General features: G+C 36.1%; 11 protein-coding genes. 10 read left to right on the forward strand and 1 reads right to left on the reverse strand.

Annotated features, from left to right (window positions below):
- Positions 1-8 precede the first annotated feature (8 nt).
- The 8 genes from C8J95_RS03545 to C8J95_RS03580 all read left to right on the forward strand — a co-directional run bounded on the left by C8J95_RS03545 (position 9) and on the right by C8J95_RS03580 (position 12,665).
- Positions 9-833, forward strand: a complete 825-nt coding sequence (locus C8J95_RS03545) for a tyrosine-protein phosphatase (protein ID WP_107808775.1) — start codon at positions 9-11, stop codon at positions 831-833.
- Positions 834-1,294: 461 nt separating this feature from the next.
- The gene (locus C8J95_RS03550) at positions 1,295-3,454 is read left to right on the forward strand and encodes a TonB-dependent siderophore receptor (protein ID WP_107808776.1); all 2,160 of its coding nucleotides are present in this window, start codon (positions 1,295-1,297) and stop codon (positions 3,452-3,454) included.
- Between the two features lie 59 nt (positions 3,455-3,513).
- Positions 3,514-4,557 (forward strand): alpha/beta hydrolase, encoded by a 1,044-nt coding sequence (locus C8J95_RS03555; RefSeq protein WP_107809015.1) that lies wholly within the window; start codon positions 3,514-3,516, stop codon positions 4,555-4,557.
- A gap of 8 nt (positions 4,558-4,565) precedes the next feature.
- Complete coding sequence (locus C8J95_RS03560; protein WP_107808777.1) at positions 4,566-5,720, forward strand: PepSY domain-containing protein; 1,155 nt, start codon at positions 4,566-4,568, stop codon at positions 5,718-5,720.
- A gap of 217 nt (positions 5,721-5,937) precedes the next feature.
- Complete coding sequence (locus C8J95_RS03565; RefSeq protein WP_107808778.1) at positions 5,938-8,733, forward strand: TonB-dependent siderophore receptor; 2,796 nt, start codon at positions 5,938-5,940, stop codon at positions 8,731-8,733.
- A gap of 24 nt (positions 8,734-8,757) precedes the next feature.
- On the forward strand, positions 8,758-9,999 hold the full coding sequence (locus C8J95_RS03570; RefSeq protein WP_107808779.1) for a DUF4876 domain-containing protein: 1,242 nt from the start codon (positions 8,758-8,760) through the stop codon (positions 9,997-9,999).
- A gap of 1 nt (position 10,000) precedes the next feature.
- A complete protein-coding gene (locus C8J95_RS03575; RefSeq protein WP_107808780.1) occupies positions 10,001-11,515 on the forward strand; it encodes a DUF6850 family outer membrane beta-barrel protein in 1,515 nt (504 codons plus the stop codon).
- A 10-nt stretch (positions 11,516-11,525) separates the two neighbouring features.
- Complete coding sequence (locus tag C8J95_RS03580) at positions 11,526-12,665, forward strand: cytochrome-c peroxidase (protein ID WP_107808781.1); 1,140 nt, start codon at positions 11,526-11,528, stop codon at positions 12,663-12,665.
- A gap of 140 nt (positions 12,666-12,805) precedes the next feature.
- On the opposite strand, the gene C8J95_RS03585 is transcribed toward C8J95_RS03580, so the two are convergent.
- On the reverse strand, positions 12,806-13,171 hold the full coding sequence (locus C8J95_RS03585; protein ID WP_107808782.1) for a glycoside hydrolase: 366 nt from the start codon (positions 13,169-13,171) through the stop codon (positions 12,806-12,808).
- 739 nt (positions 13,172-13,910) lie between these two features.
- Between C8J95_RS03585 and C8J95_RS18635 the strand changes: the two genes are divergently transcribed.
- Both C8J95_RS18635 and C8J95_RS03590 read left to right on the forward strand, forming a co-directional pair.
- Positions 13,911-14,081 (forward strand): hypothetical protein, encoded by a 171-nt coding sequence (locus C8J95_RS18635; RefSeq protein WP_158267939.1) that lies wholly within the window; start codon positions 13,911-13,913, stop codon positions 14,079-14,081.
- 608 nt (positions 14,082-14,689) lie between these two features.
- Positions 14,690-16,150, forward strand: coding sequence for an AraC family transcriptional regulator (locus C8J95_RS03590; RefSeq protein WP_107809016.1), 1,461 nt, complete (start codon positions 14,690-14,692; stop codon positions 16,148-16,150).
- Positions 16,151-16,240: the final 90 nt, after the last annotated feature.

Raw genomic sequence — 16,240 nt, forward strand, 5'->3', positions numbered from 1 at the left:
ATTTATATATGAAAAAACTAATTTTAATAACTTCATTATCAGTATGTAGTATGAGTATGTATGCACAGATTAATGACAGTCTTCGTCGTGTTGTAAAAATGGAAGGGGCATTTAACTTCCGGGATGCGGGAGGCTATAAAACCGTAGATGGAAAAGAAGTAGTTCTGGGGAAGATTTACCGCAGTGATGCAATTGATAAATTGTCGGATAGTGACCTGAAGACCTTTAAAAACAAGAAGATAAGTACTGTTGTAGATTTTAGAGGAGTTGAAGAGGCTAAAAAGGCACCGGACAGGCTTCCGGATCATACAAGTTATCTGCTTTGTCCTGCAGGTAGTAATGATCTTCCTAATGCACAAAATATTGTAAACATGCTGAAAAACAAGAACTTTTTGTTCGATATGTATGGAGAAGGAGGATTACCTTACTTTGGAGAAAGATACAGACCGCTATTTGTGAAACTCTTGACTTTGCAGCCTGATGAGGCTCTTTTGTACCATTGTACAGGCGGGCGAGACAGAACAGGAATGGCTTCTGCATTGTTTCTAAAAATACTGGGTGTCCCGCAGGATGTTATTGAGAATGATTATGTTGCTTCTAATTTTTATCTGGCAAAGAATCCTACAATGAAGAATATGTATGCTGGTCTTTCGAAGATGTCCGGATTAAGCGATGCGGAAATAAAACAGCAGATGGAATTACGTCCTGAACTTATCAGAAATTTCTTTGATAGTATTAATAAGAAGTACGGAAATATTGAGAATTTCTTTCAGGTTGAGATGGGAATAGGTCCTAATGAAATTGCAATTCTAAAGAAGAAATATACCCGTTAATCTGACTAATTTTACGCCCGATTAATAGCTAAGCATGTTAAGGTTTTTTGCCCTGATATGCTTTTTTTTTGTTGTAAATCTTGTGTGTTTTATTAGAGAGTAGAGGTTGGCTTTGTAAGAATTTGTTATTTTTCAGAGAAATTATTTTAGTGAATTTCTTATATTTTTTCTGATTTTATTATGACTTATATTTGCGTTTAAAATGCGTATTTTTAGAGCTTTCAATTTTTTTGCAATAATATAAACAACTTTACTTAAAATGTCATAAAGTATTGTTAATCAGTATTTAATGTTATTTTATTTATAATTAAGTTTAAAATTGTTTTTATCCTTTTATTTTTGTGTTTAAAGACTATTTTTATATTGCAATTTTCAGAATTTGGCAGTGTTAAATACTATGTAAATTATTTAGAATAAATAAAAACAATATATTTGCAAGAAATTCTAAAACTATATTATTAATGAACTGTAAGTATATTTGCGCTGCTTTTCTTTTGGGGGTAGGAGCATTTGCATTTGGACAACAACAGGATAGTGCAAAAAGCAAAACTATCGATGAGGTAAGTATTATTGGTGTAAAAAAATACGCTGAGAAAAAATCGGATTACGTGGCTAAAATGCCATTGAAAAATCTGGAAAATCCACAGGTATATACAGTGCTTCCAAAAGAGCTAATGCAGCAACAGGTAGCAACAGACCTGCAAAGCTCCTTGAATCTTTTGCCGGGAGTAAACAATGTTTCTGTAAGTGTTGGTAGTGGTGGTGTCGGGCTTGGACTAACAATGAGGGGGGTTAGTTCCAACGCATCGGCTGGTGCTTTGAGGAATGGTATGGCTACTAATTTTGTTTCACTTTCGGACCCTGTGAATCTTGAAGCTATAGAAGTGATTAAAGGTCCTTCCGGTACTTTGTTCGGATCCGCATTATTAGTTGGATACGGAGGTTTTGTAAACCGTGTGACAAAAAAACCATTTAACCATTTTAAAGGAGAAGTAGGTTATACTGCCAGCAGCTGGAGTGGTAACAGGGTAACAATGGATATTAATACTCCGCTGAATAAAGAAAAAACTTTCCTGGCACGTATTAATGCCGCTTATAATAACGACGGAAGTTTTCAGGATTTCGGAAAGTCTAAATCTATAGCCGTAGCACCTTCATTTTCTTTTAAGGTAAATGACCGATTAGATATTAATATAGATTTTGAATATTTTGATATGAGTCGTAATACAACCTATATGGGGTTGCTAAACGGCAGTAAATTTGAAAAGAAAAGCATTAATGATTTCAATCTGAATAAGAAGATTTCCTATGCGAGTGATGAAATACAGAGTAAAGCCAAAATACTCAATACCTATGCTACAGCCAGTTATAAGATTTCGGATAATTGGACTTCTCAAACCAACTTTTCTTCTGCTAAAACCGAGAATGATGCCAATTATTTGTTTCTGAATCTTACAGACAAAGGAAATATCCGCAGAGACTATTACCATATCCCGAGTACTTTTAATCTTACGGAGGTACAGCAAAACTTTATTGGAGAATTTAATATATCCGATAAAGTTAAAAACAAATTATTGGTTGGTGTAGATTATACGACAATTAAGACCACAGATAAGCGCGGAGTATTGATGGATATAGATAGGCTGATCTATAAAAAGTCGCATAATAATAGTGATACAGGCTTTAAACCTGTTGCTTTTAATGACGAGAATTCACCTTATATTTCACAGGCGGCATATCAGCAATTATTGGGAGAAACTGCTTACAGAGGTTATAAAAGGGATTATAAAAACTTTAGTGTCTATGCATCCGATGTTATTAGTTTTTCTGATAGATTATTTGCTATGGCTTCCATCAGGTATGATCATTTTAACAGCGCCTCAGAAGATTATAAGCAAGATTCGTGGTCTCCAAAGTTGGGGATAGTCTATCAGATTGTAAAAGATAAGGTTTCCTTGTTCGGAAACTATATGAATGGCTTCAAAAATATTACACCAGCCGGGCCTCTGTATGGTGAAAGAAGAACTTTTAAACCAGAGAAGGCGAATCAATGGGAAGGTGGCGTAAAGTATGAACTTCTTGGGGGTAAGTTATCCGGAACTATAAGTTATTATAATATTTTGGTAAAAGATAAGCTGCGTAGCGCTCCGACATCCACCGATCCTACGTTCACAGTGCAGGATGGTTCACAGAGAAGCCAGGGAATAGAAATGGACCTGATTGCGTCTCCGTTCCACGGATTCAACGTGATCCTTGGTTATGGATATAATGACAGTGTTTATGAGAAAGCTCCTCCTTCTGTACAAGGAAGAAGACCTGCAGGACAGGCAAGGCATGCCGGTAACTTCTGGCTAAGCTATACGGTACCATCTGGCATGTATTCTGGTTTTGGACTTGGCTTGGGCGGAAATGCGCAGTCTAAATTTTATATTGTAGATTCTTCGGATGTGGTATCTAATGGATATGCGAAGTTAGATGCTTCGGTATTCTACGAAAAATCAAAATACAGAATAGCTTTAAAACTGAATAATTTTACCAATCAGCAATATTATCTGGGCGATTCATGGACATCTGTACAAAACCCTCGCCAGCTGTTACTTTCGTTAAACTATAAATTCTAAATATGCTGAGGGAGCAGAAATGCTCCTTTCAGTTTACTTCAATAAACTATTCCAAACAAATGAAATCCAAATTATTAATTGCTTTAGCTTTCTCTTTTACATCTGTAGTTAGCTATGCCCAAACAGAAAACATTAATATAGGCGTTAAAATTCCAATGGAATCGGAAGTGCTCAAAGAAACACGTTCCGTATGGATATCGTTGCCGGAAGGCTATCAAAAAGACCTTAAAACGACTTATCCTGTAATCTATGTACTGGATGCGGAAAATAACTTCAATTATCTATCGAGCGTTTATCATTATCTGAGTAAGGAACCTTTTGGTATTTTACCGCAGGGAATTCTTGTAGCTGTTGCCAATACAAACAGAACCCGTGACCTTACACCAACAAAATCTTCTAAGGAAATGAATCTGGGCGGCAAGAAACAATCCATGTTTACAGAAAGTGGTGGAAATGCAGCTTTTATGGACTTCATTAAAGGGGAATTATTTCCGCTTATTGAAAAGAACTACCGGACTAATGGTTACAAAGTATTTGTGGGTCATTCTTTTGGTGGGCTTACAGCTGTTAACAATCTACTGACAGAGCCTTTGTTCAATGCTTATATTGCAAATGACCCGAGTCTTTGGTGGGATAATGAATTAATGGTAAGAAAGGCAGAAAGCTCCATAAGAGATTTTAAAGGTATCAAGTTCTTTTTGGCTCAGGCGAATAATGCTGAAGCAAGAAATGTGAAGGATGATGAACATGAAATAGCCATTGGGAAATTTAAAAAACTGCTGGAGCAGGGAAAGCTAAAGAACCTTCAATGGAAATACGGATTCTATGAAAAAGATGATCACGGAACAGTACCATTACCAGGAAATAACGACGGACTGCGTTTTATATTCAAGTCTTACAAATGGAATTTCAGAGATGCGTTAAAGAATCCGGCACTTATCAGAGAGCACTATAAAAAGGTTTCTGACGAAATGGGATATTCCTTTAAGCCTACAGAAACATTTTTCAGAAAAATTATTGATATCGCTAGGGAGAGAGGTACTCCTGCCGTTGTAAAAGAGTTTGAAGCTCTTCAGAAGCAGTATTACCCTGATTCGAAATAAGATAAAAGATGAATAAGCAAGATAAAGTTCCTAAAAAGAAAAAAGGAAAATCACTGTTCGGCAGGATTGTGGCATGGGTGCACTTGTGGCCAAGTATTGTTTCCGGAATTATTCTGGTTGTAGTCTGTTTATCGGGAACTATTATTGTTTACTGTGATGAAATAATGGATTGGACAGCCGGGGATGCAAAGTATGTTACAGTACCACAAAATCCACAAAGGGTTTCTTCGGATGTACTAAAAGCTAATTTTAGAACTGGTAATCCGGGATACGACATATCTGAATTTGTGTTTTTCAAAGATCCGGAAAGAAGTGTTAGAATACGTGCGTTTAGTCCAAAAGGACCTAGTCTGGCCATGGTATATGCAGATCCTTACACAGGGGAAATTCTGAAAAAAGATGATACACTTCAGTTTTTCTTTGTTATGGCACATTTTCATGCTTCGTTTCTGGCAGGAAAAACCGGAGGCTGGATTGTTGCTGTTTCAACAATAGTCTTTGTTATCAGTACAATTACCGGTCTTATTTTATGGTGGCCCAAAAAGTGGAATAAGACAACAAGGCAGGCCAGTTTCACTATAAAATGGAAAGCCCGTTTTAAAAGGTTTAATTATGATTTGCATAATGTGTACGGATTTTATTCGCTTATTATTTGCTTTATTTTAGGAACTACAGGACTTGTTATTTTCTTTGAACCACTAATGGAAGCAACGGTAAAGATGACTAATGGTACAACAGAACATCTCACGGATATTCTTCCTAAGCAGGACTCGACAAAAGTAGCCAAAGACATAGTACCTTTTGCCTATGGAGTATTGAACAAAACCGGACAACAAGAAGTAAGTGTCTGGAATTATGACAGAAAGAAACTGGGAGCATATATTCTTACATCCGGAAAAGTTGGTCTGAAAAGTATAGAACATGCTTCTATTGATGTATATGACAGCTATACCGGTAAAGCAATAAAAATAGATCCTAAATATCTGCAACACGAGAAAACCGAAAATATTGTTTGGCAGCTGCATCTTGGGCAATGGTGGGGACAATTGGGTAAGCTGTCTACTTTTCTTGCAGGTATTGTTGCTACCTCTTTACCCATTACAGGTTTTCTGATCTGGTGGGGCAGGCGTAATAAAAAAAAGTCTAAACCGGCTGTTAAATAAATAATTATAAATACATTAAGAAATTAAGTCTGCATCCTGTCTTAGTTAATAGATTGATGCTTATATACTTAGTTTCTTAATGTTTTTTTGTAGAGTCTTTTATAAATTGTTTTTATAAATTGACTTAAATGATATTTATCAATTATTTTAAATTAGTCTAAATAAAATTAGCATAGCTTTATTCAACTTTTTACTTTTGCCGAAAGAATAATGCTAGATGGTAGGGAATGATAGGCAATTTACTTTAAGAACTCTTTTTTTTAATTTCCTTTTTTTTGTTGTTGGTATTGTAACAGTAAAGTCTCAGGACAGATTTGTTGATATCAGATTTGAAATAGCTGATGCCAAATCTGTAGCTATTGATGGTGCAAAGCTTGTACTATCGTCTGATACTAATCGGTATGAAGCTTATACTGATGCTAAAGGTCTCGTGGTACTAGATGTTATTCCGGGAAAGTATAAGATTCATGTTAAAAAGCTCTCTTATCAGGATTATTCTCATGTAATTTCATTTACAAATGATGTCCGATTTAGTATTCGGATGACTGAGAAAATCAGCAATATTGAAGAAGTAGTTATCACAGCTAAAGAAGGAAAGGGTTTAACTTCATCTACGATTATCGATCAACGTGCAATGCAACATTTGCAACCCTCTAGTTTTACAGATTTACTGGAGCTGCTTCCAGGTGGACGTTCTAGTGATCCTGCCTTGAGCCAGATGAACCGAATACGGCTAAGAGAAGCCGGGTCCGCAGGTAATGATTATAACACGTCTTCTATGGGGACTACATTTTTGGTAAACGGGGCACCATTGAACTCTAATGCCAATCTGCAATATACCTATGACTTTTTAGATAAAACAAGAAATGGATTAAAGAGCAGACTTAACCTAACGAGTGGTGTAGACATGCGTAGCATTGCTACAGACCAGATTGAGAAAGTTGAAGTGCTGCGCGGAATCCCTTCGGTTATATACGGTAACCTGACATCGGGAATAGTGAAGATTACCAATAAATCTGGTTATACACGTTGGAAATCCAGATTTAAAGCAGATGGTTACAGTAAACTTTTTGCTTTGAGCAAAGGTTTTGAGGATAAGGATAATGGGTTGAAAATTAATACAGGAATCAATTATCTCGATGCTAAAGCCGATCCCAGAGACCGGCTGGAAAGTTATAAAAGAATCACCGCTAATCTGGCTGTTGCAAAAGAGCATACATCGGAAAGAGCAACAACAAGATGGCAAACCAATATAAGCTATACTGGCTCTCTGGACGGATCGAAGACAGATCCGGATACAGATTTGTCCAATCTTAACTCTTACGAGGTCAATAACCACTTGGTGAGTTTTTCTAATCAGTTTACTTATACCAGAAAACAGCCGTCATTTTACAGAGAAACAGATATTCAGATAACCGCAAATCAGAGATTTGATAAAATAAAGCAGACCAAATTCGTCCAACTGGAGAATGCGATGGCTTTTCCTTTGTCTAGGGTTGAAGGAGAATATGACGGCTATTATCCTGAAGCTAAATATATTGCTAACTATACTGTAGATGGTAAGCCATTGGATGTTTTTGTAAAAATGGTCAACAATTTTCAGTTTAACTATAAAGCCTATAAAAATGAACTGAATGCAGGTTTTGACTGGCAGCTGAGTAAGAACTGGGGAAGAGGACAGGAATATGATATTTTCAGACCCATAGACCCTAAATCTACTTTCAGACCGCGAGCATATCGTGACGTACCTGCATATGTGACTTCAGCATTGTTTCTGGAATCTGTAAACTCGGTAGATGTTGGAAGGCATAAACTAACATTGGCATTGGGAATCAGAGGAAATGCTATGATGAATCTTCCTTCTCATTTTAAAATGCACGGAAAAATATATGCAGATCCCAGAGCAAATTTCCAGTGGGAGCTACCTGCATTCGAATTACTAAACAAAAAGACAAAAATAGATTTTACATTAGGGTATGGTAAGCAAAGTCTGTTTCCGGATCTAAACCTCTTGTATCCGGAGTTGTATTACAGGGATGTCCAGCAGCTCAACTATTTTCATAACAATCCGGCCTACAGAAGAGTCAATTATAAAACAATGATTTATAATCCTCAGAATCCGGAAATAGTACCCGCCGTGAATGAGAAATTTGAAGCAAGAGTCGATTTAACTTTCGGACTGCACCAACTGTCGGTTACGGTATTCAAGGAAAAAATGAATAATGGTTTCCGTTCTATGAATCAGTATGCCATTTACCAGTATAAAAAGTATGACACATCTGTACTGGCTCATAACACTATTACAGCACCTCCGGATATCAATACATTACCTTATCAGACGGTTAATGAGAATCTGATCTATACAACTCAGCGAAATGGTAGCAGAATGGATAAAGAAGGAGTGGAATTTCAGTATTCATCCAACAGAATTCCGGTAATTAATACCCGATTTACGTTAAGTGGCGCCTGGTTTCGCACAAAATATGAAAACAGTCTTCCGCTATACCGAAGAAGTGATTATGCAACAGGAGACAGGCCATATCCTTACATAGGTTTGTATGAAGGAATGGAGCCCCGATCTGTAAATGAAGTCCTGAATACGAATCTGATGCTGGATACTTATATTCCGCGTTTGGATCTTATTTTTTCATCATCATTCCAGTTTTCATGGTATTCAACCGGAAGAGTACTGCCGATGAATGGCGTGCCAAGTCATTATGTAGACGGGGAAGGAAATATATTTCCTTTTGATCCGCAGGCAGCGAAAGAAACTTCTCTGGAGAGATTAATCATTGCTCAGAATAATGATTTGTATAATGCTTCCAGAAGACCTATGGAGATGAATCTTAATCTGAAGGTTACTAAAAGTTTCAGAAACAAAAGCATTGTTGTGTCCATGTTTGCCAGCAGGCTTTTCAGTTATTATGCACCCTATTGGAAAAACGGAATCCGTATCAACAGAAAAGGAGCAAACGACCCGTACTTCGGTATGGAAGTCAATTTCAATTTATAAACCAATATAATTAAACATAAAATTATGCTAAAACATTTACTAAAAACACTATTACTATTGTGTGCTGTGGCAGGTTTTACAGCCTGTTCCTCCGATCGTGATTTCTCCGAGCAACAAACCACTCTGAAACTTGAATTAAAAGTACCTGAAAATATTAAAGTTAAAGAATATAAACAGCTTACGGTTAGTTTCAAGGAACTGAATACAGGATTCTCTACCAGTAAAGAATTAAAGAATACCAATATTTTGCAGATTGTGCTTCCTGCGGGAACTTATAATGTAACGGTGGAAGGAACTGTTTCCTATACGGATGATTCCGGAGTAGCTGAAACAAAGATAGGCGGAGTGCAATCGGGCCTTGTGGTAAACGGAAATGAACTGAGTAAATCCATTAATATCGCTCCGAAATCCACGAGTAATGATCTTATTTTAGAGGAAATATTCTTTACCGGAAGTAAAACGCCGGAGGGACAATTCTATTTTGGGGATCAATATTTTAAGATTACCAATAATACTGATCAGGTATTGTATGCTGATGGGATGCTTTTGATGCAATCCAGTTTTATGACAAATGAAAAGCAGGATTATAAACCTAATTTTATGGGAAGCTTTTTAACTGCCGGAGCAATCATTAAAATCCCTGGAACAGGTAATACCTATCCTGTGCAACCAGGAGAATCTATTATTATCACAGAAGATGCAATTAACCATAAAGAGTTCAATCCATTATCTATAGACCTTACTAAGGCGAACTTCCAAATATTTAAAGGCGGAGATGATATTGATAATCCGCAAGTGCCAAAAATGATTAATGTAAACTATAAGTATACTGATGATGATATGGATAACGGGAATAAAATGGTTATCCATACCCAGGGGGATTATGCTTATGCTTTAGCACGTATGCCTAAAGGGATGACAGATGATGCACTGATTAATCAAAATACTTATAAATATACTTATAATCTTACAGTTGGCGGGGATACTTATCCAATGGATGGTACCGGCATAAAAATCCCGAATGAATGGATAACAGATGTGGTAAACCTTAGTGTAAAAGATTCTTTCCAATGGATCGTAACATCTCCGGCTTTGGATATGGGGTGGACTTCTGTAGCAGCATTTGACGGAGACCAGAACCGTTTTGGAAAGTCTGTTCGCAGAAAGGTTCTCGGCAAGTCTGTAAATGGTAAGAACATTTATAAAGACACCAACAATTCTACTGTGGACTTTGACCACGGTGTAAAACCATCATTATTCAATTAAAATGAAATATTCTCTTTCTCTGCTTTTATTGTCTGTTTTTCTGATGGGAACAAAGCTCAGTGCTCAGAGTAACGATACCATTGTCCAAAAAGTGTATGAGGAATATAGCCCGGAAAGGCTGCTGAAAAACACAGTAAATGTAAACCCTGCGAACTATATAGGAGCGCGGAAATACAGTATTACCACTTTCAGCCTGTCCACTGAGAATGCCAATACACCTTATGAACTTCAGCAAAAAGGTAAAGGAAAGAGTATTTGGGGAGCAGAAACCCATACAACACAACTACTAGATCACAAAACACTGGTATGGGGTACTGCTTCCTATAATAATGGGAAACATAAAAAGATGCTGTGGAATGAAAACGCAGATTATGATATAATCTATCCTTATGTAGCAGCAGATAGTGTAGGTGGTGATATGAAGTTTGAAAACTATGCTTTTTCAGGGGGATATGCGAAAAAGCTTGGTACATATACTATCGGTATTTTCGGGAGCTACAAAGCCAGTATGAGTTACAGGGATGTGGATCCCAGACCTAAAAATACTACGGCGAACATTGCTTTGACAGTAGGTGGTAATAAGCTTATAATGGACAAATTTCGGATAGGAGCTTATCTGGAAGGAGAAAAGTATACACAGAAGCATTACCTGAGCTTTGTGAATAATCAGGGGTTTCCAATGATCTATAATATGAGCGGGCTGGGGAATTACAATGAGTTGCTTTCCGGGAAGCTTCGGCAAGCTTATTATGAAGGTTGGTTTTATGGTGGAGGAATACAGATATATGATGCCAACAGCCGAAACTGGTATCTGAATCTGAGCATCAGAAAATTGAAATTGGACAAGTATCTTACTGAATATACAGATCTTAATGCTTCGAAAGTAGACGAGCAACAGTTTGGTTTTTCTCTTGGGAAATTCTTTACGTCCGGAAAACTCTTCTGGGGAATTATAGCTGAAGGAAATACAACAGAAAGGAAAGGAACCGAGAATCTGTTTCTAAATGATAATTCCAGAAACTATATACAGATTGGATCTGCGGAAAGATACAATCACAGAATTAGTAATTTACTGTTTAAAGGTCTTTTGCAAACAGAATATGGAGATACAAAATCTTCACTAATTCCGTTTTTTGGAATAATCCAGGAAAAGGAAAAATACAACAATCCGTTATCAGCAGTTAAGCTGAATAAAACGGTTTATGGTGCCGATTATCAGTGGTGGAAGGCTTTTAGTAGTCAACTGGCACTTTCTGCCAATCTTGGGTTTTCTGTTACAGAGGTTTATAAAAAAAATGCACTCTTTAGTAATGCAACAAAACCTGCGATCTATCAGATGCTAAAGGATAATTATAGCTTTCAGTCAGCTAATTTTTGGCAGGCAAAACTGGATATTAATTTTCATTTCAGCTTACCTGTTATCCAAAATGCCTTTATAGGCGGAAAAATGATATACAGTGGTTTTAAAAACGGTAATAATATGCTGTTTGCTGTTACTATAGGAAGTGTGTTTTAAATTTAAATGAATGAGAAAATTTTCAGATCTCAAATTAGTATTGCTGTTGGCTGGGTTGGCCTTCTTTTTCATGCAGCATACGATAAATCGGTACAGAATAGATTATGGGGAGGTTATAGAAAACTATAAACAACCTTCGAAATACTGGCCCAAACCGGTAGTAGATCCCAGTGTACAGTGGAAGGAATTTGAAGCAATAGAGCAGGATTCCAATTACTATGAAATACAGGAGCTTCCGGAAGTAATGCTTGGAAAGAAGCTGTTTTTTGATCCTAAACTCTCAGCTTCCAGTCAGATTTCCTGTAGCAGCTGCCACAATCCTGAAATGGGGTGGGCAGATCGTCAGGAAGTAGCTTTAGGACATGATCATCTACAAGGAAAGAGGAATACACAGTCGCTATATAATATAGCAGAGCGAAAATCTTTCTTTTGGGACGGACGTGCAAAAACATTGGAGGAGCAATTGCTGGGGCCTATATCTGCTCATAATGAAATGAATATGAAACCTGAAAAGCTGGCTGGGAAGCTGGCCAAATATACAGAATACAGGCAGTTGTTCAAGGAAGTCTATCAGAGTGATAAAATTACATTTGATAAAATAGCCAAAGCACTGACTACCTTCCAAAGAACAATCAGGAGCCAGCCCAGTAAACTGGATAAGTTTATTAAAGGAGATTATAAAGCATTATCTGATAAGGAAATTTATGGAATGCATTTGTTTCGGACCAAAGCAGGATGTATGAACTGTCACTATGGAAAATATATGACAGACGAATCCTTCCATAATATTGGATTAACATATTATAAACGAGAATATGAAGACTTGGGCAGGTATAATATAACCAAAGATCCGAATGATACCGGAAAATTTAAAACACCTTCATTAAGAGATCTTGCTTATACCGCACCTTGGATGCATAATGGTTTAATGGATGATCTTTATGGGATAGTCAGTTTGTACAACAGCGGAATGCAGATGGTTAATCCGACAGAGGAAGAAAAGAAAGCAGATCCTAAATTTCCGGTAACGGATCACCTGATGAAACCTTTAGATCTTAATGAAAAGGAAGCGGAAGCCCTTGTGGCATTTCTGGAAAGTATTTCCGGTAGCTATTACAAGATGCCGCGACCGGAGATACCGAGGAAATAATGTCGTAAAAAACTATCGAAATACTAAATTAAACTATATCTGTATTATGACTAAACCTCCCAATAAGGGAGGTTTAGCTTAATAATCAAACCGATTATTATGTATAATAACCAAAAAAAATCCTGTACTCGGATTGCTCTTTATTTTACACGTTTCAGAACCACATGAGAGCTCTGACCGCTACCAAAGTCTATATCTACAGCACATGAATCTGTATAAGCTTTACCGGTATGGGGATAATCAGTACCAGATACATTTACACTAAATGAAAAGTTGTTGTCTTTAACCTTACCATTTTCCAAAGTTATTTCGCCCATAGGAGAGCTGACTACACCTGTAAGTTTTTCACCATCTACGTTAAAGTTGTATACGGCATCCAGGGAGTTGCCATCCGGAGTATGGACTACACCGCTCCATTTACCATTCAGGTTAGCGATTACTACTGCTGCCATACACACGATAATGCAGCAAAATAATAGGGCAGTTGTAAAGATCTTTTTTTTCATATCTATTTAATTAAATTATGTTATCCGAGAATCCGCTACTCCTGATCAATATATATAGAGAGAACAGAAAGTATTTATCAATTGTCTTTTCGTTTAAAAAGCAGTTTTGTAAAATTCAGTTTTTTTGAAGAAATATTAATGAATGCAATATGAATTTTTATTTAACATTCGGTTATAGGCTTCTCTAAAATATAAAAATTGCAGGTTGCAAACGAAATAAATGGGAAGTATTTCTATCCGGTTAAGCAAATTGAATAGTGAAATAAATGCCAAAAAAATTGCTTGTTATTCTTCTCTTCGGATACGTCTGATTTATTATTTGGATATCTGTATTTTAAATTCAGATATATACAATTTTAAGATATTTCTTTCGTTATATGATGTGGATATTTCCTCATTGGGTATAATACGGGAATAACTATAATGTTGGTTTCGGCATTATAGAGTTTAAACAGGCCTGTCTTCCATTATATTTAAATTATAAAATAAAACCATATATGTTGTTGATATTTAAATGTTTGTTGATGTGTTTTTTTATTCGGATTTAAAATCTCAATACCCAAACACTTTTTTTTCAGTCGTCAGGGAGCTAATTTTAGACCACAGATTCAATATCTGATTTGAGAAGATCCCAAAGTTCTGCTATAATCTGCGATAATAAGTATTGATTGAGCACACTTAGCACACACATAAACTTGATGATGATACTCAGTTATTTTTTAACTAAAACTAAATTACTATGAAAGAAGAAAATGAAATTAAAAAATCTTTTCAAAATAAGAAAGAATATATTCCACCCAAATTAGAAGTTGTAATAATAAGAATGGGACATGGTATAACTTCGGGTCCAATACGTACCGTTAACGACACAGACGGATCGTATCAAAAGAGTATGAAGAATGTATCATAAACCGTAGACTTAAATAAAATATACTTATTTAGATTTTTATGATCAGGCCATAGGCAGTAACCTCTGCAATAGCTATGGTATTTAGTAATTAACAAGACTATTCTGTATAGTACATTTTTATTCATTTTATCAGGGCAGCTATCATGCTGTTTTGCCTTCAGTATATCAGGATTAAACAAATCAGAAATATAAATAGACAGATCTTGTGTATCTCTGTCGTGTAAAGGAAAAAACAATTTCTCATCATTTATTCATTTGTGAAATTTGTTATTTGTTTGTATTTGTAAAAGAACGGGCAATATATTTGCCCGTTCATTCTTAAAGTAAAAATATCTGATTTAATCCGATTATTCAATATGGTGATCTAAGATATAAAGAGATGAATATTTTATTTATTTAGTATTTGTAAATTAATATCAATTGATTTCTTTTTTGTGATTGTATTTAAAACCGGGTTTTTACTCTACATTTTGCGTAAAATGGTATTCGAGTTAAATCCTTTATTTATTCCCTGCAGACTCAGACGGCTTTTTACCAGTACATGTTTCTGCATATCATTTTTTTCCTACACCCAGTACACCGGTGAAGAACCCATACGTAAAGAAATTATGGATCTTTACATGACAAAAGATACGGATAAAGATGAAGCCTACGCTGCAGGTGAGAATATATTGCGTCTGGCTATAACCGATGAAGAGCGGGCAAAAGCTTATGCAAAAATGGGAAAGGCAATGTATGATAAAAATAGTTATGCAGAGGCCATCCAATTGTTAGAAAAAGGGGATCATTATGCACAGATAAGCGGTAGTACCTACGAACGCTTTTTTATTAACTTTTATTTATCAGATGCCTATGCTCAGGTAGGTTTTTCGGGAAAAGCACAACGGAGCTGGTTGGTAGCACAAAAGGAAGCAGGTAAGCTAAAGAAATATATGCCCGCTGGTTTTATGATCGATCAGCGTTGTATAGCCAATCTGGAAGAAGACGAAGATTATTGTAAAGCGATACAGCAAAGATTAAAAATAATAGAGCATATTGGTAAAGCAGATATAGATATCAGCATTCAGAGAATATATAATGCTGCAAATTATAGTGGTCTGGCCTATGATTACCTAAAATGTGGAGATATTATAAAAGCGAAACAGGCATTGTCGGAAGCTAAATATATATACGAAAACCATTATGATACCGAACATCTGTTATCATTACCCAGATATTATCTGAGTAAGGCAATTGTAGCTGTAAAAGAGGGTAGTAAAACTGAAGGGAAGCATTGGTTTGACAAAGCTTTTGAGACTGCAGTTAAAAAAAAACTCACAAATGATGAAGAGCTTATTGTGAGAGAACGATTGCTGAGCAATATAGATACTAATAAAGAGCTTCAGCATCAGAATATAGACTATTATACCAAATTTTATAAAGACAAAGTTAAGCAGGCAAGGCGGGCAGCAAAAAATGAAATTGATAAAAAAGAGACTAAAGTTGTTAATCAGAATAAGAAAATTAATATTCTTCTTGTTATTGTAACTGCTCTGGTTCTGAGTTTTTTATATGTATATAAACGAAAGGTAAGATTAAGATCGAAGTTACTCAATACACTTTCCAGATTAAGACAGGCCAAAGAGCCTGTAACAGTTGCACATACGGAAAAGAAACAGCGGGTATCTGAAAGCCAGACGGTTATAAAAGACCCCAATACGGAGGCTGTCTTACTCAGAAGGCTGGATAAATTTGAAAAAACAGAACAATATATAACCAAGGGTATTACGCTTCCCAAAATGGCGGTTTTGTTAAAAACCAATACAACCTATCTTAGCTATATTATTAAAACACACAGAGATTCAGATTTTAGTCAGTATATCAACAGGAACCGAATCAACTATATTGTAGGAAAGCTGAAAAATCATCCGGAGTATCTGAATTACAAAATAGGATATCTGGCAGAAGAGTGTGGATTTCCTACCCACAGCCAGTTTGGTAGTGTATTCAAGACCGAAACAGGGATGTCTCCATCCCAATTTATCAACAGCCTGAAACAGGAGAAGAATACAGACGGAAGCAGGAAATGAAATATAGAAAAACAGAGGGTTAATAATAACCCTCTGAAAAACATGATGCAGTTTTTTTTACAAACAAATGATGATGTTGTTTATGTAAAT

The sequence above is a fragment of the Elizabethkingia sp. YR214 genome, assembly GCF_003058195.1.
Classification (GTDB): Bacteria; Bacteroidota; Bacteroidia; order Flavobacteriales; family Weeksellaceae; genus Elizabethkingia.